The organism is Levilactobacillus brevis (genome assembly GCA_021383565.1).
Lineage (GTDB): Bacteria > Bacillota > Bacilli > Lactobacillales > Lactobacillaceae > Levilactobacillus > Levilactobacillus brevis_B.
Map to the genome: position 1 here is coordinate 85,037 of CP079699.1, position 19,224 is coordinate 104,260.

Here is a 19,224-nt window from a genome sequence, read left to right on the forward strand (position 1 = left end):
ACCGACTATAATGAATTAAATTAAAAGTGATGTGAGCTGTGGTCCAACAACGTTTGACGCTGTTGGGGTGCAGCTCTTTTGTCGGCTAACGGTGGTTATTAGTTGAGTCCGGCCGGTGAAAACTGTAGGCTGAGGATGAGCTGGCAGCTTGACGGTTGCTGGTGGGGTGGCGTTTGACCGCCTCCCGGTCGGTGAAACCTTGATGAAAAGCAGACCGCTTTCAACTGGTTTTCAGAACCAGATAAGCTTACGATTCACTTTCATTTTGGTAAAAACGGCAAAAAATTATTAATTCTAACCGAAATGTAACGAAAAACCCGAACATTTATGCTAAAATTGGGCTTACAATTAACTCTAAAGAAATTGTTGAGGTGAAGAGGTTGAAAGTCAGAAGAAGTGACCGGTTAGTCGATATGACCCGGTATTTATTAGAACGACCGCACCAACTGGTGTCGTTGACATTTTTTGCTGCGCGGTATGAGTCGGCCAAGTCTTCCATCAGTGAAGATTTGACGATTTTGAAACGGACCCTCCAAGCCCGTGGCACTGGCCTGCTGGAGACCGTGCCCGGGGCCGCTGGTGGTGCCCGTTTTATCCCTTACATTTTACGAGAAGAAGCCGAAAAGTTTGTCGATGAGATGATTACGGAATTGTCCGAAGCCGACCGGTATCTCCCCGGTGGCTATGTTTACATGTCCGATATTCTTGGGCGGCCGTCTGCTCTGCGTCAGATTGGGCGGATCTTAGCCACACAGTACCTGAACCAGTCGGTCGATGTCGTGGTGACGGTGGCAACGAAGGGGATTCCATTGGCCCAAAGTGTGGCCAACTACCTGAACGTGCCGTTTGTGATTGTCCGGCATGACTCACAGATTACGGAAGGCTCCACGGTGAGTGTGAACTACGTGTCCGGCTCGACCAAGCGTATCGAACGCATGGCCCTGTCTAAGCGCAGTGTGAAGCCTAATTCGCGGGTTCTGATTGTGGATGACTACATGAAGGGCGGCGGGACCGTGGGTGGTCTGCGTTCCCTCGTGGACGAATTCGATTCACAACTCGCCGGAGTCGCCGTCTTTGCCGAAGGTGATTTTGACGGTCAACGGACCGTTAGCAAGTACACGTCTTTACTGAAGATTCAGACGGCGGACGAACAGATCCGCGTGGCACCAGGCAATTACCTGACCCAGATCTTTGGTGACGACCAGAATTCATTAAATTAGGAGATATCGGAATGAGCACTAGAAATACGATTATCCTCGCAGCCGGTAAGGGTACGCGGATGAAGTCAAAGTTGTACAAGGTTCTGCATCAGGTTTGTGGCAAGGCCATGGTCGACCACGTGTTGACGCAGGTGGAAAAGACCAACATGGATCAAGTCGTAACGATCGTGGGTTACGGCGCCGATGACGTGAAGGCCACGCTGGGTGACCGGACGCAGTACGCCTTACAGGCCAAGCAATTGGGAACTGGGGATGCCGTCTTACAGGCGGAACCGATCTTAAAGGACGAAGACGGGACCACGCTGATTGTCAGTGGGGACACGCCACTATTCCAGGCCGAAACGTTTGAAGACCTATTCGCTTACCATGAAGCTAAGCACGCGGCCGCAACGATCTTAACGTCCGTGGCGCCTGATCCAACGGGTTACGGTCGGATTGTGCGTAATAACATTGGCATCGTGGAAAAGATTGTGGAACAAAAGGATGCCACTTCCGAAGAACAAGAAATTCACGAAATCAACACGGGCGTCTACGTTTTCGACAATAAGAAGCTGTTCGCCGCCCTTCATGAAACGTCTAACGACAATGCGCAGGGCGAATACTATTTGACCGACGTGATTGAAATCTTGAAGCACCAAGGAGACATCGTGGCCGCTTATAAGATGGCGGACTTCGATGAATCCATGGGGGTTAACGACCGAGTGGCCTTGGCCAACGCAACGAAGATTATGCGTCAACGGATTAACGAACAACACATGCGTGACGGGGTAACCTTGATTGACCCCGAGACCACGTACATCGACGCTGGCGTGAAGATTGGGGCCGACACGATCATCGAACCCGGCGTGCTCCTCAAGGGCGACACGGTGATTGGTGAGGACTGCTATATCGGCGCGCACTCCGAATTACGGAATGCCAAGTTGGCCGATCACGTCACGGTCACGTCCTCCTTACTGGAAGACTCCGACATGGCCAGTGGATCTAACATTGGCCCTAACAGCCATTTGCGTCCGGAATCCCACATTGGGCCTAAGGTACACCTGGGGAACTTTGTGGAAGTCAAGAAGGCAACGATTGGCGAAGGCACCAAGGTGGGCCATTTGACTTACGTTGGGAATGCCAAATTGGGCAAGCACATCAACGTGGGGTGTGGTGTGGTCTTTGTCAATTACGACGGCAAGCACAAGCACGAAACCACGGTGGGCGACGATGCCTTCATCGGCTCCAACTCGAACTTGGTTGCCCCATTGACGGTCGCCGATCACAGCTTCATCGCGGCCGGTTCGACGATTACCGATGCCGTCAACAAGTTTGACATGGCGATTGCCCGGCAACGGCAGACCAACAAACCCAATTATTACCAGAAACTCCCGTATCGCGGTGAAGATTAAGCTGAAGGTCTTGTGTTTCGAGACCCGATAGCATAAAATTATTGTAGTAAATTCTGGCAGATTATTTGCTATTGGAGGAAATTATGGCTACGCAATATTTTGACCCTAAACTAAAGATTTTTGCGTTAAACTCCAACAAACCGTTAGCCCAAAAGATTGCTAACGAAGTTGGTGTTGAATTAGGGAAAACTTCGGTGGACCGGTTCAGTGACGGCGAAATTCGCATTAACATCGAACAGAGTGTCCGGGGAAGCCACGTCTACGTGATCCAATCGACGTCGGCACCGGTTAACGACAACTTAATGGAACTGTTGATCATGATTGATGCCTTACGGCGCGCGAGTGCGGCTACCATCAACGTGGTCATTCCGTACTACGGTTACGCCCGGCAAGACCGGAAAGCCCGCTCCAGAGAACCCATTACGGCTAAATTGGTGGCCAACATGCTCCAAACAGCCGGCGTGACGCGGGTCTTGGCTTTGGACTTGCATGCGGCTCAGATTCAAGGGTTCTTCGACGTTCCCGTGGATCACTTGATGGGCGCACCACTTCTGGCCGATTATTTCCTGACAAACCACTTGGACGAAGATGCCGTCGTCGTTTCACCCGATCACGGTGGGGTGACGCGGGCACGGGCTCTGGCCGAATTCTTGAAGGCACCAATTGCCATCATTGATAAGCGGCGTCCCCGGGCTAACGTGGCCGAGATCATGAACATCATTGGTGATGTCAAAGGCAAACGTTGCATCATGATCGATGATATGATCGATACGGCGGGGACCATTACGTTGGGTTCCCAAGCCTTGATGGACGCTGGCGCGAAGGAAGTCTACGCTAGTTGTACGCATCCGGTGCTCTCAGGCCCTGCGATCGAACGGATCAAGAAGTCACCGATCAAGAAGTTGGTGGTGACGGATTCCATCCAATTAACAGCAGACAAGCAGATCGAAAAGATTCAACAAATTTCCGTCGGTCCCCTGATTGGTCAAGCCATCAAGCGGATCAACGAAAACCGGCCGGTCAGCCCATTGTTCAAGAATCGTTTCCGGAGTCACGAACAATAAAACAGACGAAAAACTTGAGCGGCGCTGAGCGTGGGCTCAAGTTTTTTCTATAATTTTTTTGATAAGTCAACCGTTAGAATTAGTCCACTCGACACATTTGGTGGTTGGGTAGCCGACCTCTAACAAAGGGTATCGGCTCTGGGCTGACGGTTGATTGAAGGGAGTTTACGGTATGAGAAGTTGGCAAAGATGGACGACCGGCTGGCTGGGCGGTGGCCTAGTCGTGGCCTTGGCCATGCGAATTCTGGGGCAACCGTTGATGGTGATTGGTAATCTACTGTTCATGGTCGGCCTAGCGCTGGTTATTTTTGGTTTAATTTGCGTCCTAGCGAAGGGGCATCTCTTCACGGGGTGGCGTCATCGGCGTAAGAAGGGACAAGATCCCTTGCCTGGGGAAAAGGTTGGCGTGCGCCACGTGGCCAGTGTAAAAAATTCCCCCATCGTCTTTAACGGTGGCGCCCGGTTTGGCTTAGCAGCGGGGGCTTGCTACATCGTGGTCGGGATTGTTTTGACCTTGTTCTAATGCGTTATGAACCGATTGGCCTGGTATGTCTTAGTTGAGGAGCCTTACGTTGACCATTGGTTTTTAAGTAGTGAAGCATCGCTAAATGGTTTGGCCCCCAAAGTTTACCAAGTCATCAGGTAGCCGCTCAAATGGTTTCTCGAAGCTGACACCGAGACTAAGGTGAAGGGTGAAGGGAAGTCAGGTCTGATGATGACAAAAAATATTGGCGTTTTAATTGGCGCTATGTTAATCGGTGGGGCCGTCTGGGCTGTGAGTGGGCATCACGCGGTAAGGTTAGTTGCGGCGGATAAAACGCCGGTGGCACGGCTCGCACCACGAGAAAGCAAACGCCCCACCGTAGAACCCGTCGGTCGACGCGGCGGGGGCACAACCAACGCGGAACACGAACCCATCGTGCCCAGCCATGACGCGAAGAACACGGCACCCACGGGGCAAGCCGATTGACCGCTTGCTGGTGGGAATCGGCTCTGAACTTTAGTGGCAAGCGTTAACTTTGATGAGTATGAAGACCTTTACTGTCTGATTTCAATTGGACGGCGAAGGCCTTTTTATCGTCCGAAGATGCAGGGATGACTAAGAACGTATAAAAATAGACGGCCGCAAGCGGACCGTCCAAGAAGTAATTAATTTGAATTTTCATGTATCAAAATGTGTCAATAACTGGAAATTACTAACGTGACGCTAACAATAGTGATGAAACCAGCGGCGTTGCAGTTGCAGCCCATGGCGTAACGACTCAAACAAGCCGCTGCGGTACAGGCACTATCTTAGCCGTGAGTGAGTCAAATTTCGCGAACGGTAAGGCGACCAGTCCAGCCCAATCCAATGCCGCCGTAACGGCTCGTTAGGTTAGTCCAAGGCGTACTTGCGAATGGCCGCCGCGACGCCATCTTCGGCGTTCGTCAGCGTCACCGCTTGGGCGGCGTCCTTGATTTCGTCAATGGCGTTCCCCATTGCGACGCCTAGACCAGCATATTGAATCATGGTCAGGTCATTGCCTTGATCGCCCAGGGCCATGACTTCATCGGCCGTGAAGCCCAGCTTCGTTGCCAATTCACCCAACGTATTTCCCTTGCTGGCCTTCTTGTTCATGACTTCGATGAAGAAGGGTGTGCTTTGAACCACATAGTAGCGGTCGCGAATCTCTTGGGGAATTTCACGGTTGACGCGGTTGATGGTGTCCGGATCGTCAACGAACATGGCCTTGGAAATGGTCAGGTCGCGGTCCATCTCGCCAACTTCGCGGTAACGAATTAGCATCCGCACGAGATTACTTTCGAAGATGGTGTAGCCGCTGATGTCCTTGTTGGCCGTGTAGATGTAGTCTGGCGTTTCAATCTGGAAGTGGATCTGTAGCTTCCGGGAAAGGGCTTCGAGGTCGATATAATCGTCGAAGCTCAGGGAGTGATTGGTCATCATCTTGCCGGAGACCGTCTGTGAAACGGAGCCGTTGTAGGTGATGGCGTACTGTTCGTCACCGCTGAGACCGAGTGCGTCGAGGTAGGGCTGCACACCAGTCAGGGGCCGGCCGGTGCAGAGCACCACTTTAATCCCTTTGGCTGAAGCGGCTTGGACCGCCTCAATCGTGGCTGGTGCCAGTTCGTTCTTTTCGTTCAGTAGGGTCCCGTCGATATCAATCGCAATCATCTTAATTGTCATGTTGTTGTCAATTCTCCTTTTATGCTAAGTCTGGGTTCAATGCGTATTTATAAATGGCCGCCGCCACGCCATCCGCTGCGTTGGTTAGGGTTGTCACGTCGGCGGCCGCCTTGACGCGGTCGTTAGCGTTTCCCATGGCAACCCCCAACCCAGCGGTGGTGATCATCGGTAAATCATTGTCTTGGTCGCCCAGCGCCATCACGTTGGCTAAGTTGTAGCCGAGATGTTGGGTGAGGTCACACAGGGCGTTTCCCTTGCTGGTTTGCGGGTTCATCACCTCGATGAAGTGGGGGTCGGTACGCACCACGTAGAAACGTTTAGCCAGCGCCGGGGGTAAAGTGAGCGCGTCAATCTTGGCCACCTCGTCGATGAAGACGGCGGTCGGCATTAACAGCTGCGGGTCCATCGCCGCGGCCTCGCGGAAGCGCAGGGGTAAGTGCACGAGCTGACTCTCCTTAACCGTATACGGGCTGATGTCGCGATCGGCCGTGTAGAGGTGGTGAGGCGTGACTACGTGGAAATGAACTTGAGCCTTACGGGCAAACGCTTCGAGATCGACATAGTCAGCGTAGCTTAGCGCGTGGCTAAGCAACACGCGCCCGGCGACCGTTTGGACCAACGAGCCGTTGTAGGTAATGGCAAATTGGTCATCGCCCTGAAGTCCCAGCGCGTCCAGATACGGTTGGACGCCGGATAGGGGCCGGCCGGTACACAGCACGACCTTGAGACCCGCGACGCTCGCGGCTTGAACGGCGGCAATGGTGGCCGTGGTCAGTTCGTTTTGTGGATTGAGCAGGGTGCCGTCGATGTCCACGGCAATCAGCTTGATGGTCATTTAATCAGATTCTTTCCGGTCAATCAGTTGGTGGTTCTGGATATAACTACCGAATTCATCGAAGACGGGTTGGAAGATTTCCGGCGCGTCGTTCCCCGGGTTCAACATTTCCTTGGGGAAGAAGAACCGCTGGTCGCCGGTAAACTTGCCCCGAATGGCATTGACCAAGTCGGAGACCGTCGAGAGTTCGCGCAGACTGCCATCCGGTTCCTGGAGTTCAATCTGTGTCAGGGGATGGGTGACTTTCGGGTCGTAGGCGTCGTCGTACGGCAGGTCATAGCTATTGTCCGTGGCCGTGTAGTAGTCAGTGTTGAAGCCGACCGATCCAATTAATTCGCGGAGGTGGGGCAACTGGTCCTTGGTCGTCGCGTCAAAGATGGCGCTCTTGAGCGGCTTACGGTCCAAGAAACGGTGATCCAGATCGGACAGAATTTCGTCCGGGGACTGCCGCCAGTGGGTAAAGTAGGTGGTCAGCACGCCATCATCGAGGTTGAGGTAGTCGTCGAGGTCGAATTGATGATTGAAGAAGGGCAGTAGGAGGTGGGGAATGAAGCTCTCATCACTCTTCCCCGCCTGGTACAGTTCGTTGGCTCGACCCAGCAGATGGTCCAAGATAACCTCCATGGCCCGCGATACCGGGTGGAAGTAGACCTGCTGGTACATTTGAAAGCGGCTGACGATGTAGTCTTCGACGGCGTGCATCCCGTTCATGGCAAAGGCGATGCCGTCCTTGTATGGTCGCATGACCCGTAGAATCCGCGTCAGGTCAAAGGTTCCGTACTCGGTTCCCGTGAAGTAGGCGTCGCGGAGCAGGTAATCCATTCGATCGGCATCGATTTGGCTGGAAATCATCTGGACCACTTGTGGATTCGGATAGGTCTTTTGAATGACACTGGCCACTTCTTGCGGAAAAGTTGGACTGACCCGCCGCAGAATTTGGTTGACTTCCGTCTTTGGCGAGGTCAGAATCTCGGCCGTAATGGCTTCGTGGTCGGTGTGGAAGATGTGCTCAAAGGTGTGGGAGTACGGACCGTGGCCGATGTCGTGGAGTAGCGCGGCACACAGTGCGGTCAAGCGCTCACGGTCGTCCCAACCGCCATCGCCCGGTGTTTGGGTGGGATAGTTCCGTTGGAAGTTATCGCAGATTTGCCGGGTCACCTCGTAGACGCCCAGCGAGTGGGTGAAGCGGGAATGTTCTGCCCCGTGAAAGACCAACGAGGCCGTGCCCAATTGCTTGATACGGCGTAAGCGCTGGAATTCTCGGGTGTTGATAAGGTCTAAGATGACTTGATGCTGAACATAGATATAATTGTGCACGGGATCCCGGAGAACTTTCTCACGGGGTAGTCGCGCGGTTGCATAGCTCACAGTGATTCCTCCTGACATCTTGAAATGATGAGGCATGTGATTCTGAACCAATTGATTCCGAGTTAATCAGCTTGAATAAAGTAATCTATTAATCGGTCGTGAGGCGTGGTTGGCGGCGGGTCATTTGGGCAGTGGCCCGTTCCAGACTCGTCGTGAAGCGTGGTTCCGCCATCATGGCGGCCAGTTTGGCTCGGCTGACGTTCAGGCCAACCGTGTCACAGGCCGTTAAAAAACGTTGCTCGGCGTCGGCTACGGTGAGTGGCTGGTCCAGCAAGGCCGCGGTCGTGGTCATGACGGCGGGATCAACGTCTGGAAAATGCCAGGCGTTGGCTTGGCCGTTGAGTCCGGCCCGGTAGAAGCTACGAATCAAATCACCGCGCATCCCTTGATCGCCGGTAACGCTCAGGTACAGCATGGTTACCAGTGCTTGGGTACTTCGGCGCTGGGCAATCCCAGCGATTTTAAGGCCGTTAACGCTTAGATCATAATCGCCCGGGCAGTAGGAACGCGTAATCTCGTAGTGTTCCAGGGCCAATTCGGGCCAGGCGGCGGCCACGAGCTGCGTCATCTGGGCGTAGGCCGTCTCGACGCTCAGTGGCGGGGTGGTCAGTGGGGAGAAGAGAGAAACGTTGAGGACGCCCCCGTCCGCCACCACGGCTAGTCCGCCGGAATTTCGGAGAACGTAGTCGTAGCCATAGCGCTGAACGGCTCTAATGGCCGCTGTCAGCGCGGGGAGCCGTTTATCCTTAAGTCCCATGATCACGGTCGGTTGCATCGTCCAGAAGTGCAGTATCGGCTGTTTAAGGTGTGGTACGAGGTCGAGCAGGGCATTGGTGTAGCCGAACGCGAGATTCTTCTGATCGGCCGGAATAGGTGTGGAGACGACCTGAATCCGGTCAGTGGGTAAGTCTAAGGGGCCCATCACCCCACCACCTTTCGTCAAGTTATTACGATGTCTCCATTATACTAGAAAACGAGGGTGGCGTCATGGTCTGGACCAATCTAACTTGCTCTTGGCTGAGGAAAAGCTAAAAATAAGCTGGATCCACTTACAAGATTAGGTGTTGTCAGCGACCTTGTCTGAACTAGCCGCCTTACCGTTCGCCAAATTTGGTCTGGATCGCGGTGGGGAGGACGGGCCAAGCCAAAGGGCGGTCTTGTCCCTCGCTTTGAGCCGGTAGACCGCGTCTCGAAGACGCCATTTTCCAAGCAACTCACTTGGAAAATCCCACGGCTGAGACCAAATTTGACTCACTCACGGCTATATGAGCTGGGCTCAACTAATATTGATAAGATTGCCGTCCCAGCGATGTAATCGCCCATTGGGTGGCTTCAACAGTTCGTAACCGGAATCTCTGACAGTTGCAGGTGGTCGATGACGATCAATTTAATAGATTTTAGTCTAATTAGCTGGAAATTAGGAGCTGCTTGGAACTTCCAATTTTTAAGTGACCATTTAAGATGATTTTCCCGCCCCACAAGAGCATAAAAAGTAGGCTTTCCGCGGCAAATGAACTATAATTAATCCAGACAATTCACGGAAAGGAAGTGTGCAGATGGATCAATTATCAGCGGGAGTGCCCGTGATGATTCACCTAGAGACCCATATCAAACAAAACGATGATGTTTCTGACTATCAATTGGATGTTGACGGTCAGCTCGTCCAGATGGGGGCTAACCTTTACTTACGGTACCTCGAACCCGACAACGATACCGGGGAGAAGACGCCGGTGACCATGAAGTTCACGCCGCAAGGGGAGGTTCACCTGACCCGTAACGCCGAGGCGGAACTGCGCCTACATTTTATTAGTGGCAAACGCGTGACGGCCCGGTACAACACCCCTTATGGCATCATGCCGATTGAAACCGTGACCCCATATCTGGAAACGAGTTTTAAGGAAAAACCCTTTAGTGGTAACGTTAAGATTGATTACTTACTGTATGCCGGTGAAGAATTGGTCGGGAACTACAAGATTAGATTGCAATTTACGGCATAAGCGAGTATCATATTTCGTAGACTGTGGAAAGGACGTGCACCAGTTTGGAATTAAAAGTCTTTGAGGGCCAGAATAAAAAGGAATTATCAATGATCGAAGTTGCGCACGCGATTTTGTCGCAACACGGCGATGTGATGGCATTTGCTGACTTAGCAAACGCCGTCCAAGCTTATTTAGGCGACAGCGATGCCGAAGTTCGTGACCGGCTGTCCCAATTCTATACGGATTTAAATGTCGATGGTAGTTTCATTTCTCTGGGTGATAACCTTTGGGGACTGCGAACTTGGTATCCGTTTGAATCCATCGATGAAGCAACGGTTCACGCCGAGGAAGATGAAGATCAACCAAAGCGTAAGAAGCGTAAGAAGGTTAACGCCTTCTTGGCCGACACGACCGATGACGATGACGTGATCGATTACGATGACGACGATCCAGAAGATGATGACACGACCGCTTACGCCGCCAATGACGACGATGACGATGACAGTGCCACTGGGTCAGGGCCAGATCTGGGTAAGTTACAGACCGGCTTAGGCATCGATGACGATGATGAAGAAGACGATACAGAAGACATCCCTGATGGTATCGAAGATCAGCTTTCTCAAATGGAAGCCCCAGATGATGATACCGACAATCTCGACTTTTCCGCCGATGACGACGAAGAAGACGATGATGAAGATGACGACAGCGATCAGAAATAAATTTTTAATGTTCGCTTGACCTTCAGCCAAAAAACAGGTACTATATTTTTTGGGCTCCTTGCTACTTGTAGCGAGGACAACTGGACGGTGAAGTAGCTCCCTATTCCGAATGAATAGGGAGCTTTTTTATAGTTTTAAATCCCTAAATAATCTTACAAGGAGTTTGCACATGACCAAATATATTTTTGTGACTGGCGGCGTGGTTTCATCACTAGGTAAGGGGATTGTTGCGGCATCCCTGGGACGGCTGCTTAAGAATCGCGGTCTCAACGTAACCATTCAGAAATTCGATCCGTACATCAACGTGGATCCCGGTACGATGAACCCTTATCAACACGGGGAAGTCTTCGTGACGGATGACGGGACCGAAACGGATTTGGACTTAGGTCATTACGAACGTTTCATCGATAACAATCTGAACAAGTACTCGAACGTGACGACTGGTAAGATTTATTCGGAAGTTTTGGAAAAAGAACGGCGGGGTGACTACCTGGGAGCAACTGTGCAAGTGATCCCACACATCACCGGCATGATTAAAGAAAAAATCATGCGCGCCGGAAAGACGCTGGGCGCCGACTTCGTGATTACCGAAATCGGGGGGACCGTTGGGGACATCGAATCACAACCGTTCCTGGAAGCCATTCGGCAGATGAAGTCCGAAGTGGGCGACGAAAACGTGGTCTACATTCATACGACGTTAGTGCCAACGCTACACGCGGCTCACGAAATGAAGACGAAGCCCACGCAACATTCCGTGCGGGAACTTCGGAGCATTGGGATTCAACCCAACATTTTAGTGGTCCGGACGGAAAATCACATTACCGATGAGATGCGGCAAAAGATTGCGTTGTTCTGTGACGTTCAACCTTCCGCGGTGATTGAATCCATGGATGTGCCAACGATTTACTCGATTCCATTGCGTTTACAAGAACAAGGCTTAGACCAAATCGTGCTGGATCACTTCAAGGTGGACGCACCCAAGGCCGATATGGCTAAGTGGTCGAAGATGGTGGATCACATGCAAAACCTGAAGCGGACCATCAAGATTGCCTTGGTTGGGAAGTACGTCGGCTTACACGACGCCTACATCTCCGTGGCGGAAGCCTTGCAACACGCCGGTTATCCGGTGGATGCCAAGATTGACCTCGACATGATCGACGCCGAGAAGATTACGGCGGACAACGTGGCGGATATGTTGGGTAGCGCCGACGGGATTATCGTGCCCGGGGGCTTCGGTGACCGTGGGATTGAAGGCATGATTACTGCCATCAAGTACGCGCGGGAACAAGACGTGCCGTTCCTCGGGATTTGCCTGGGGATGCAAGTGGCCAGCATCGAATTTGCCCGGGACATTCTGGGCTACAAGGACGCCAACTCAACGGAAATGGACCCAGAGACTAGCCACAAGATTATTGACTTGATGGCCGATCAGACGGACGTTCACGAAATGGGCGGGACCCAACGGCTAGGGTTGTACCCTTGCAAGCTGAAGCCGGGTAGTAAAGCGGCGGCGGCTTACGACAACCAAGAAATGGTGCAAGAACGCCACCGTCACCGTTACGAATTCAATAACCAATACCGCGCTGAAATGGCGGCTAAGGGTCTGGTCTTCTCCGGAACCTCACCAGACGATCACTTGGTAGAAGTGATTGAATTACCAAAGAAGAAGTTCTTCGTGGCATCCCAATACCACCCAGAGTTCCTCTCCCGGCCAAACCGTCCGGAAGGGTTGTTCCGCGACTTTATTAAGGCAGCAAGCGAAGCATAGAGTGTGGAAGCAGGCGATTAGCTAGCGAGCATTAACGTCAATCAGGTGAAAAGCCTGGGCTTGGCTTTTGGCCTGATTGGGGTTAAGCGCAACTGGCTGCCTGCTGGAACACGTTTCGGCTGTGTGAAATTGGTGCGGAAACTTCGAATCAAAGAAGCAGTTATTCCAGAAAAAGCCCGGGCTTGGCTTTTTGCTTAGCGGGGTTAAGCGCAACTGGCTGCCTGCTGGAACACGTTTCGGCTGTGTGGGGTTGGTGCGGAAACTTCGACGCTAACCAACCGGCCAGCTAGACCCCTTAGTGTGACAAGGGTAACGCCCAGTATAATAGTGGTAGTTGCGTGCTGACCGCCTTACCGTTCGCCAAATTTGGTCTGGATCGCGGTGGGAAGGACGGGCCAAGCCAAAGGGCGGTCTTGTCCCTCGCTTTGAGCCGGTAGCCCGCGTCTCAAAGACGCCATTTTCCAAGCGAACCGCTTGGAAAATCCAACGGCTGAGACCAAATTTGACTCACTCACGGCTACATGAGGCGTATCCAATAACTGACCGAACGTTGCCATGCCAGCGATGTCTCCGCACGTTCAGTGGCTTTCAATCATCGTAACCGGAGGCAGACGGAGATGGAGGTAGCCGTGACAGCGGTGTTAGCTGACGTCCCGAGTCAGCTTACAGCGCGGGACGTGTTTGGAGACTGGCGAATTTTGCTAGGCTTCAAACCGAGCCGGAGGACCGCTCCTCAGGCCGCAGGCGGTCCCCACAGCGCCGGAATCTCTGGCTGCCGCAGGTGGTGTTGATGACTCGTCTAATGGCGATGAACCCTGTCAACTGGGGATCGGGGCATGTTCGCAAACTTTCAACCTTCAGTCATACAGATCAAAATGGCACCACATTCCCGTTCATTCGGGAAATGTGGTGCCATTTTTTATCCATTTTTTCGCGTTACCTAAGGTTCAATAATGTTGGCTACGGCCGCCTCAATCGCCGGAATCAGCGGACTGTTGGCGTCAATGCCGGTCTGATCGAAGCGGTCCTGCCACCAGTTGCGGCGAATCGTCTGAACCTGGTTCACGACCGTTTCACCTGCAGGCGTTAACGTCAGGAGTTGTGTCTTGCCAGTGCCGGCCGTTTTGGTCAGGTAGCCGAGGCCCAGAATCTTATTGACCTCGCGGGTAGTCAGTCCCTTGTCAATCACCAAGGTTTTGGCGACTTGATTTTGGCTGACGGCGGGGTGTTCGTGCACGGTAAGCAGGACACAGGCGGCCGTGGGATTTAATCCCAGGGTAGCGAAGGCCTTGCGCGTGTCCTTATAATATTTTCGATGCAAGATGGAAATGTCTTGCGCCAAGTATCCTAGATCTTTCATGGCTCATTCAGTTCCTTTCCCCGAAATGTTCTGTGTTGACAAAACAACTTAAGGCAATTATGATAGATCTAAGTTGACTTGTCAACACAACTAAAAAATAAAAGGCGGGGTTCACGGTGAAAGATACGAAGACTGGTGCACAAGCACTGATTCAAAGCATGATTAATCAAGGCATTAAGTATGTTTTTGGTATTCCAGGAGCCAAGGTCGACCAATTGTTTGAGGGGATTCAGTATAGCAAGGATCCTCGGACGCCCAAGCTAATCATCACGCGTCACGAACAGAATGCGGCGCTGATTGCTTCCGGAATTGGCCGGATCACGGGGAAGCCTGGCGTGGTCGCCACCACGTCCGGCCCCGGTGTGTCCAATCTGACCACGAGTCTGATCACGGCAACAGCCGAAGGGGACCCCGTCGTTGCGTTGGGTGGTCAGGTGCCCCAAGACGATATTGGCCGGTTAACTCACCAGAGTATTCCCAGCAAGGAGCTCTTGAGTTCGGCCACGAAGTCTAGCGTGGAAGTTCAGAACGCCAACAGTCTTTCCGAAGCCTTTGCCAACGCCTATCAGACGGCCGTGGCACCCAAGGCCGGCGCAACCTTTATTTCCCTACCGCAAAACGTGTTAAATGGTACCGTCGACCGGCCGGAAATCAAGGCCGTGCCGAGCGTGGACCAGGGGGTGGCCGACGCCGCTACCGTCGACGCCATCGTGGAAAAGATTCAACACGCCAAGTTACCGGTCATCTTAGCCGGTATGCGGGCTTCCGCCAGCAATGTGACGAGTGCCATTCGTGAATTACTTCAGCACGCGGCGATTCCCGTGGTGGAAACGTTCCAAGGGGCCGGCGTGGTTTCACGCGACCTCGTCTCCAACTACTTCGGTCGGGTGGGCTTGTTCCGTAACCAGGTCGGCGATAACCTATTGAAGCAAAGCGATCTGGTCATCACGGTGGGATACGATCCCGTGGAGTACGAAGCGCGGATCTGGAACGCCGATCGGACGGGCGATGTGATTAGTCTGGATAGCGTGGTTCCCGAGATCACGACGGACTATCAACCCGAGATGGTGGTTCACGCCGATATCGCCAAGACGTTGCGGGCCATTGTGCAAAAACTTCCAGCCGACTGGGCGTTGGCTGAAGACGTGCAGGCCGAGCTCGACAAGTCGGGTAAGACGCTGTCCGACCAAGCCGAGGCACCGGTCGCTGACGATGAACATGGGATTCACCCGCTGGCCATCATCCAAGCTCTACAGAATAAAGTCAATGATGAGACCACTGTGACGGTCGACGTCGGTAGTTTCTACATCTGGATGGCCCGGTACTTCCGGAGCTACCAACCACGGCACTTGCTGTTCAGTAACGGGATGCAGACGTTAGGCGTGGCCTTTCCTTGGGCGATTGCCGCGGCTTTAGAACGGCCCGGTCAACCGATCGTTTCCGTTTCCGGTGATGGGGGCTTCCTCTTCTCCGGTCAGGAATTAGAAACGGCGGTCCGGTTGAAGCTCCCAATCGTACACTTAATCTGGGACGACGGCGCCTACGATATGGTTAAATTCCAAGAAATTGCCAAATATGGGCATGAGGCTGGCGTCAGCTTTGGTCCCGTGGACTACGTGAAGTACGCCGAAAGCTTTGGGGCAACTGGATTACGGGTCGATCACGCGGCTGATTTAGCCAGCACGTTAGACCAGGCCTTCCAGGCTGAAGGACCGGTCATCGTTCAAATTCCGGTTGACTATCGGGACAATTTAAAACTAAAATCATTATTGTTGAAAGATGTCTTAAGCTAAAGGGAGTAATGATATGAACGAATCAACCTTGTATCAACACGGGACCTTAGCGTTACTGGTGCCGGGACTACTGACCGGGACCTTAACCATGAAGGAATTGCTGGCACACGGCGATACCGGGATTGGTACCGGCGAAGGCTTGGACGGCGAGCTGATCATCTTAGACGGCAAGCCTTATCAGGTCAACAGTCGCGGCGAGGTCAATGTGGTTTCCGATGAATTTACGTTGCCATTTGCCAACAGTCACTTTGCGGCTTACCGGCCCTTGATGACCGTGGAAAATGCCACGCAAGAGGAATTACACGACCAAGTGTTGGGCCTGACTCACGATAATAATACGTTCTTCTCCATTTTGGTGAAGGGAACCTTTACGGACGTGAAGACCCGTGCCGTGGCGAAATCAGGACGGCCATTCAAGTCGTTGGCGGAAACGGCCAAGAACCAGAGCGTCTTCGATCGTAAGGAAGTAGCCGGCACACTGCTGGGCTACTACTCGCCACAACTCTTTGATGGCGCCGCAGTGGGGGGCTATCATGACCACTTTCTCGCGGACACCCACGATTTCGGTGGGCACCTGCTGGGATTCGGTACGGTCACGGGGGATGTTTTGGTTCAGACCTTCTCCACGCTGGAGCAGCATTTACCCGTGGACAATGCGGCTTACCGGGAACATGATTTCTCGAAGGACGATATCACGAGCGTCATTCATCAAGCCGAATAAAGCAACTTAGCATTAACTTAAAAGCACCTCGCCAATCAGAAATGAGTGGCGAGGTGCTTTCTTAGTCTGTTGATGATTTAAGCTTAGAGGCTTGACCGTAAATTCGGTAACACTAGGTTGCGTGCTGGCCACTTTACCGTTTGCCAAACTTGGTCTGAATCGCTGTGGGTAGGATCGGTAAAAGCCAAAGGGCGGTCTTGTCTCTCGTTTTGAGCCGTCAGCCCGCGACTTGGGAACCCTGACAGCCGCAGGCAACACGCGTCATTATTCCGAACGCAATGCCGTGGCCGCATCCTTCTTGGCGGCCATCCGGGCGGGGATGTGTCCCCCAATCATGGTCAGCACGGTGCTGATTACAATCAAGACAATCCCGTGGACCGGATTCAAGTGGGCCACGTTACTCAGGTCGGTTACATTCTTCAAGACCACGTTTATAGGGAAGGTCAGTAGCCAGGCGATGACAACCCCCAGGACCCCAGAACCAACGCCGAGGATAAAGGTTTCGGCGTCAAACACGCGGGTAATATCTTTCTTCCGCGCCCCCAAGGCCTTCAGAATTCCAATTTCCTTGGTCCGTTCGAGGACGGACGTGTAGGTGATGATGGCAATCATAATCATACTCGTGACCAGTGAAATCCCAGCGAAGGCCACCAGTACGTAGGTAATCGCGCTCATCAAGCCGCCGGTCAGGTCGGAAACGGTCCCGGCCATGTCGGTGTAGATGACCTTGTCCGCCTTGCTCTTGCCGTGGTTGTATTTGTCCAGGTACTTGAGCACCTTGTCCTTGTTCTTAAAGGTGTTCGGGTAGATGAGGATGCCAGATGGCGTGGTCGAGCCCCCAAGGTAGCTGACCAGACTGGTCTTGGTATCCTTGTTGACGGATTGGCCGGTCATGACGTTACTGTCGGCCTTCTTCTGAGCCTTGACAATGTCGGAATTCTTGTTGGCCTTGATGATGTTCTGGGTCAACTTATCGCTGTAAATAATTCCGGAAGACAATACGTTTTCAGAGGACTTGGACTTGACCCGTAAGATACCAGCAATCCGAATCGTGGTGTTGTTCTTATTGTTGTAGAGGCTGTTGGTCGCCTTGTTTGGCACGTAATTACCAGTCGGTAAGCTCTGGTAGTAGTCGTTGTTGTTGACGACCTTGAGCTTAGTCCCGACAATCTTGTTGTAGTTTAACTTCTGATTATCCTTGACGTCAAAGTTCAGATTCTTCAAGGCGTTGATGTTGGTCGAGTTATCGCGGTCGACCAGCAGAATCACGTCGTTGGCACTCTTCGGATAGCTTCCGGCCAGCACCTTGTAGTGTTTCTTCAGGAAGTTCGTCCCACCATCGCTAGCACTTGGGTAAACGGACCCGCCAACTCCGGTTGAGCTGGCCATGGCCGCGGACATGGCACTGCCACTGTTGGCACTACTGCTGTCCGTGTTGGAGAAGCTAACGGTCTTGGTCTTTCCATCGGTTTGCCGCAGGAGATTCATCCCCGTGGCGTAGGTGTAGGTGATATTCTTGCTTAAGCTATGGTTAATGTTTTTAACATATTTTAAGTAACCCTTGGTAATCTTATTCTGGTGGACGGATTTATCGGCGTCGCTGACCTTGGCCACGACCTTGTTGGACTTGGTGGTCTTCTTGTCATTCTGCGGCCCGGTGGTCGTCGAGTCCTGCGCCGTCTGCGAAATGGTAATCGGGAACTGCGCCAGCGTGTTGGCCTGCGTCTTGTTGATCTGGGTCTGGAACCCGTTGGACAGGGCCAGAACAATGGCGATCCCGATGATCCCGATACTGGAGGCGAAGGCCGTCAGCGCGGTCCGGCCCTTCTTGGTCCGAATGTTGTTAAAGGACAGCTTCAGCGCGGTCCAGAAGGTCATCTTGGTCTTCTTCAACTTGAACTGTGCGGCATCGGTATGGCCGTCGTAGGGGGCGGAGTCGTGTTGAATCTGACCGTCGGCGAACTCGATGATCCGGTCGGCGTATTCGTGGGCCAGGTCGGGGTTATGCGTCACCATGATGACCAGTCGTTCGGCCGACAGCTCCTTGATGAGCTTCATGATCTCTTCGCTGGTGGCGGTGTCGAGCGCCCCGGTTGGTTCATCACACAGGAGAATCTCCGGTTCATTGGCAATCGCCCGTGCGATGGCGACCCGCTGCAGTTGCCCACCGGATAATTGGTTGGGCTTCTTGTTGATGTGGTCGGTCAGGCCCACGCGGTCGAGAGCCTTGAGGGCCTTTTCCTTCTTCTCGGCGTTGGAGACACCACTCAGGGTCATTCCCATTTCCACGTTGTCGAGGATACTCAGGTGGCTGATAATGTTGTAGCTCTGGAAAATGAAGCCGACGGAATTATTCCGGTAGGCATCCCAGTCGGCGGCGGAGTAATCCTTGGTGGAGCGGCCTTCAATGGCCAGGTCACCGGAATCATAAATGTCTAAGCCCCCGATTCCGTTCAGCAGGGTCGTCTTCCCGGAGCCACTGGGCCCCAGGATAGCGACGAATTCTTGGGAACGGAACGCAACGGAAACGTCGTCGAGGGCCTTGGTTACGGAATCCCCCACGTAATAATACTTTTTGATATGTTTGAGTTCCAGCATTTAAAATAATCCTTCCATTTTTTGAATTCAGCTGTTGTTCACGGTGGATTTCTGATAAACTAGACATTAATGCAACACCGTGTCTTACATGATAAAAATAAATCAGTGGTTTGACAAGCGGCAATGTAAGCAGAACTGTTGTCAAAGCGACACTTTTATGAATACTGTTGTGGTCATGGTAAGTCAACCAGTCCCTGAACTGGGACAAGGTTAGTTAAGTCAC

16 protein-coding genes are annotated in these 19,224 nt (G+C 52.7%); 10 read left to right on the top strand and 6 right to left on the bottom strand.

What is annotated here, in order from left to right:
• Nucleotides 1-380: 380 nt before the first annotated feature.
• From purR to KB236_00470, 5 genes are all read left to right on the top strand, one after another.
• Nucleotides 381-1,220: a pur operon repressor gene (gene purR / locus KB236_00450; protein ID UIF30249.1), complete on the top strand. Its 840-nt coding sequence runs from the start codon at nucleotides 381-383 to the stop codon at nucleotides 1,218-1,220.
• Nucleotides 1,221-1,231: 11 nt separating this feature from the next.
• Nucleotides 1,232-2,611 (top strand): bifunctional UDP-N-acetylglucosamine diphosphorylase/glucosamine-1-phosphate N-acetyltransferase GlmU, encoded by a 1,380-nt coding sequence (gene glmU / locus KB236_00455; GenBank protein ID UIF29276.1) that lies wholly within the window; start codon nucleotides 1,232-1,234, stop codon nucleotides 2,609-2,611.
• An 83-nt stretch (nucleotides 2,612-2,694) separates the two neighbouring features.
• Nucleotides 2,695-3,675: a ribose-phosphate diphosphokinase gene (locus KB236_00460; GenBank protein UIF29277.1), complete on the top strand. Its 981-nt coding sequence runs from the start codon at nucleotides 2,695-2,697 to the stop codon at nucleotides 3,673-3,675.
• Between the two features lie 172 nt (nucleotides 3,676-3,847).
• Nucleotides 3,848-4,198, top strand: coding sequence for a DUF3899 domain-containing protein (locus tag KB236_00465; protein UIF29278.1), 351 nt, complete (start codon nucleotides 3,848-3,850; stop codon nucleotides 4,196-4,198).
• A gap of 189 nt (nucleotides 4,199-4,387) precedes the next feature.
• On the top strand, nucleotides 4,388-4,645 hold the full coding sequence (locus KB236_00470) for a hypothetical protein (protein ID UIF29279.1): 258 nt from the start codon (nucleotides 4,388-4,390) through the stop codon (nucleotides 4,643-4,645).
• A gap of 405 nt (nucleotides 4,646-5,050) precedes the next feature.
• On the opposite strand, the gene yidA (KB236_00475) is transcribed toward KB236_00470, so the two are convergent.
• The 4 genes from yidA (KB236_00475) to KB236_00490 form a co-directional block, all read right to left on the bottom strand.
• Nucleotides 5,051-5,860, bottom strand: coding sequence for a sugar-phosphatase (gene yidA / locus KB236_00475; GenBank protein UIF29280.1), 810 nt, complete (start codon nucleotides 5,858-5,860; stop codon nucleotides 5,051-5,053).
• Nucleotides 5,861-5,879: 19 nt separating this feature from the next.
• Complete coding sequence (gene yidA / locus KB236_00480) at nucleotides 5,880-6,695, bottom strand: sugar-phosphatase (protein UIF29281.1); 816 nt, start codon at nucleotides 6,693-6,695, stop codon at nucleotides 5,880-5,882.
• Nucleotides 6,696-8,069: an HD domain-containing protein gene (locus KB236_00485; protein ID UIF30250.1), complete on the bottom strand. Its 1,374-nt coding sequence runs from the start codon at nucleotides 8,067-8,069 to the stop codon at nucleotides 6,696-6,698.
• Between the two features lie 82 nt (nucleotides 8,070-8,151).
• A complete protein-coding gene (locus KB236_00490) occupies nucleotides 8,152-8,985 on the bottom strand; it encodes a lipoate--protein ligase family protein (GenBank protein UIF29282.1) in 834 nt (277 codons plus the stop codon).
• Between the two features lie 634 nt (nucleotides 8,986-9,619).
• Between KB236_00490 and KB236_00495 the strand changes: the two genes are divergently transcribed.
• The 3 genes from KB236_00495 (at nucleotide 9,620) to KB236_00505 (ending at nucleotide 12,529) form a co-directional block, all read left to right on the top strand.
• Complete coding sequence (locus KB236_00495; GenBank protein UIF29283.1) at nucleotides 9,620-10,060, top strand: DUF1934 domain-containing protein; 441 nt, start codon at nucleotides 9,620-9,622, stop codon at nucleotides 10,058-10,060.
• A 44-nt stretch (nucleotides 10,061-10,104) separates the two neighbouring features.
• Complete coding sequence (gene rpoE, locus KB236_00500) at nucleotides 10,105-10,761, top strand: DNA-directed RNA polymerase subunit delta (protein ID UIF29284.1); 657 nt, start codon at nucleotides 10,105-10,107, stop codon at nucleotides 10,759-10,761.
• Nucleotides 10,762-10,930: 169 nt separating this feature from the next.
• Complete coding sequence (locus KB236_00505) at nucleotides 10,931-12,529, top strand: CTP synthase (GenBank protein UIF29285.1); 1,599 nt, start codon at nucleotides 10,931-10,933, stop codon at nucleotides 12,527-12,529.
• A 940-nt stretch (nucleotides 12,530-13,469) separates the two neighbouring features.
• Here the strand turns inward: KB236_00505 and KB236_00510 are convergent.
• Nucleotides 13,470-13,889: a MarR family transcriptional regulator gene (locus KB236_00510; GenBank protein ID UIF29286.1), complete on the bottom strand. Its 420-nt coding sequence runs from the start codon at nucleotides 13,887-13,889 to the stop codon at nucleotides 13,470-13,472.
• A gap of 116 nt (nucleotides 13,890-14,005) precedes the next feature.
• Here KB236_00510 and alsS point away from each other — a divergent pair, with 116 nt between their 5' ends.
• Nucleotides 14,006-15,682 (top strand): acetolactate synthase AlsS, encoded by a 1,677-nt coding sequence (gene alsS / locus KB236_00515; protein UIF29287.1) that lies wholly within the window; start codon nucleotides 14,006-14,008, stop codon nucleotides 15,680-15,682.
• A gap of 13 nt (nucleotides 15,683-15,695) precedes the next feature.
• Complete coding sequence (budA, locus tag KB236_00520; GenBank protein UIF29288.1) at nucleotides 15,696-16,403, top strand: acetolactate decarboxylase; 708 nt, start codon at nucleotides 15,696-15,698, stop codon at nucleotides 16,401-16,403.
• Between the two features lie 264 nt (nucleotides 16,404-16,667).
• Here the strand turns inward: budA and KB236_00525 are convergent, their stop codons facing one another.
• Nucleotides 16,668-19,001 carry an ABC transporter ATP-binding protein/permease gene (locus tag KB236_00525; GenBank protein UIF29289.1) on the bottom strand — a complete coding sequence of 778 codons (2,334 nt, stop codon included), beginning with the start codon at nucleotides 18,999-19,001 and terminating at the stop codon, nucleotides 16,668-16,670.
• Nucleotides 19,002-19,224 lie beyond the last annotated feature (223 nt).